This window comes from Mesotoga sp. UBA5825, from assembly GCF_002432955.1.
Lineage (GTDB): Bacteria > Thermotogota > Thermotogae > Petrotogales > Kosmotogaceae > Mesotoga.
In genome coordinates, this window is the sequence record NZ_DJHG01000064.1 from 1 (window position 1) to 2981 (window position 2981).

2 protein-coding genes and 1 pseudogene are annotated in these 2981 nt (G+C 43.9%); all 3 read right to left on the minus strand.

The window, feature by feature from the left end; genetic code table 11:
• Positions 1-146: 146 nt before the first annotated feature.
• Positions 147-1124, minus strand: a complete 978-nt coding sequence (locus B3N33_RS06040; RefSeq protein ID WP_214061463.1) for a type II TA system antitoxin MqsA family protein — start codon at positions 1122-1124, stop codon at positions 147-149.
• A gap of 5 nt (positions 1125-1129) precedes the next feature.
• Positions 1130-1552, minus strand: a complete 423-nt coding sequence (locus tag B3N33_RS06045; protein ID WP_214061464.1) for a hypothetical protein — start codon at positions 1550-1552, stop codon at positions 1130-1132.
• Between the two features lie 288 nt (positions 1553-1840).
• Positions 1841-2981 (minus strand): annotated as a pseudogene (locus B3N33_RS06050) (hypothetical protein); the annotation flags it as partial.

Sequence of the window (2981 nt, forward strand, 5' to 3'; positions counted from 1 at the left end):
AAACGGAATTCAACAAACCTCTGCGCCAAATCATAAATAGGAGTCTGACCCTATTTAGGCCCATTTAGAATGCTTCTTATGCAGTTCACACTGATCCGTCTGCAGAATTAGGAGTCTTACCCATTCATTTAGTAATTCAAGCAGGACTAGTTTCTGATCATTCCCTTGCAGTATTTTATGACTTTTTTCTCTCCAGTTTCTTTCCAGCAGGGTTCCTTGTGAGATAGAGATGAGAGCTGACTGCTTGTAAGGTGACCATATCTTTTCACAACCGTCTCGATGATCTCCTCTTCTTCGGCGAGCAAATGATCGGTCTTTGCCGTTCCTTTGATCATCACAGAGGCTTTCTTGCCTTCTTCGACCACTCCGGCTTCTTTAAGGTAAGAGACAACATCTTCATACTTCACGGGCGTAGGCCCATAGAGATTGGCAATATACCTGAGACCGGTAATGGATATCCCCCTTCTCTCGAATGATAGTGTATCGGAGTAGAACATAAGCTTGAACAATTTCATGTGATCCAGAGGTCCTATCTCGGAAAGGAAACGCCCCACGACTGCACTCAATGTTTTTCCTGAAAAGACCTTGAAGCCATTGAGGCACGATTCGGTATTTCCGTGAGCTTCAATAATCATACTCTCTCTAAGAGAAAGCCGGGATTCATTTCCAATGCTGGTCTTGCCGACTATTCTGTCTCGATCGTCCGGCGAGATCCTTCCCTGGACCGCAGCAGAATTGACAAAAGAGATGAAGTCCTCTCCGCCTGGAATTATGTGATTTGTGTAAGATCCGAGAAGCCTGTCTGAAAGAGCTCTGGAGCCGTCTTCAAGCTTAGAAACCAGGGACTTCGTCCTTCCCAGCAGGAGCGCTATCTCTTCTTGAGTGAGGTTCAGATTCTCTCTGGCTTTCCTGAGATCTTCCGCCGATGGGATGCAATGGACCTTCTCATAATCGTCCCAGATCTTCTTCCAGGCTTCATCGAGAGATCGGGCATCTACATATGAACTTCCACATTCATCACATTTATAGACATCGTAGGAAAGTCTGACTTGACTTCCCTTGAAACTCTCGATGCTCTCTTCCTTAGATAGGCGCATTTCCCTTCCACATTCGGGACATCTCATGAAAATCAACTCCCGTACTCTGCAAGATGCAAAGATAGACAGATCAGCCTTTCCTTAAAGCTATAACTCAGCTTGAAATAGACTTTGTCTTTGTATTCATAGTCTTCTGGGGCCAAAAATTCATCATCGGTAATATCAAGTTCTCTGAGTATTGATTCGAGCGGTAAGTATTTCCAGACGACAATCGTAAATGTATCTCTTTGATTATCATCCTTGATCTCATCGGGGCAGATATCGCTCGCCACCTTCCACGTGGCCTCAAGCACATCATAATGCTCTCTTATTCCTGACTTGTAGAAAGCATTCATCAGATCTATGTTCTTCTTCGCATCACTGAGCAAGTAGATATTGCATTCCCGGTTTTCAATAATCTCTTGTATTCTGTTCCTAAGCACATTGAAGAACAGCTTATTCATCATCAGATCCATGCTCTTCTCCTAGATTATATATTGTTTATGTCAACTTTGTCAACAAAAAACACTTTTGTCACGGTTCCATCGCTCAAGCGGTCCGAAAAGAATACATCCAAACGTTCACTGAATTCCAGCACTATCTTAGTGACATAGTTCTTATTCCGCGTCTCGATCGGCAATTCAGTTTGCCCAGTTTCTCGACCTTGCTTTATCGTAGATGCTCAGCTTACAGAAGATGCGAGTCTTGACAGCCGATTTGAATGAAATGTAAAAAGGCGAGTCTGCTACGAAAAAGAGTTATGCCTAATCTTCCGCACTCTCGCTGTAGTCCTCTAATACATCGTCCGAAAGATGTGCAAGATGAGAAAGAGAAGCTATCTCTCTTACGCTTTCGTACGAAAGGTATGTGCAGGTTTCAAACAAAGGGCCACGTTCTAGCAACGAAAAAACAGGTCTTTGCAGTTCTTGAAAGACCTTGTCCTTTCTGGAGAATGGAGCTACTATGTGAAGCTTAATGTCCATATTCGGCTGAAGCGCCAGCAGATCGGCCATTCTGAGAATACCGGAGTAGATTGAAGTGGTATGCTCTACCTCGAAAGCCCTCTTGATAGATCTTCCTTTCAACCACAGAACATCTATCTGCTCTATAGTCTTTAGGGTAGTCTCATCGTAATTAAGTGGTAGCCTATCCAGAATAGCCAGGTTGCGGGTCTTACATTCAGAAAGTACTCTGCTTTGGTCGTTTCTGGGAATCCATATCTTCATTCCCATCTTAGCGCCAATATCTGCCAGTAAGGCTTGAATCTTAATTGACTCGCGCACATCGGCTTGCTCAGTTATCGTTTCTTTATCTTCAGAGTCCTCGTCCGTTGGGACTGATACAGGTATGTCTTTATTTTCAACTCTGACTCTAGGTAGTAGATACTTCTTGTAGGCTTCGACGTCGTATGCGAACAACCTCCCGGAGTGTTCCTGATTTGATAGGACTGCTTCCAAGAACTCACCGTCTTCGTCATCCAGTCTAACAAGACTACCCCTGACCTTCCCGGTCCAGGCATTCGAGTTCGGCGGAAGGTCTCTGGTGAAGGATAATCCCTTCCATATCTCAGGCTCGTGTATTGGCAAGGCTTTCTCAACTTCTAACCAGACCAGTGGCTTGACTTTGAACCTTACTACAAACGGGTCGTTTGCTTCATAGAAACGGGGAGAATCATCAATAAAAGGCTTGCTGGTCACTTCTAGTACACCAATCCAGCGAGAGAGTCTGGTCAGGTAACATATAAGTTTATCCCCGATATTAACTTTGTTTGCCAAATTTCTGTGCCGTATACGAAATCCGGAAATAGTTCTATCTGACTTTGAAAAAGCTTCATATGTTTCTGGCGAAAACAGATCAATATAATACGCCATTTCAACCATCACCTGCCAGCCTTTTTCAATTCTT

Excerpts from the sequence above, each read along its gene's own strand:
- B3N33_RS06040 (WP_214061463.1), bottom strand. The coding sequence starts at position 1,124 with ATGAGATGTCCCGAATGTGGAAGGGAAATGCGCCTATCTAAGGAAGAG.
- B3N33_RS06045 (WP_214061464.1), bottom strand. The coding sequence starts at position 1,552 with ATGGATCTGATGATGAATAAGCTGTTCTTCAATGTGCTTAGGAACAGA.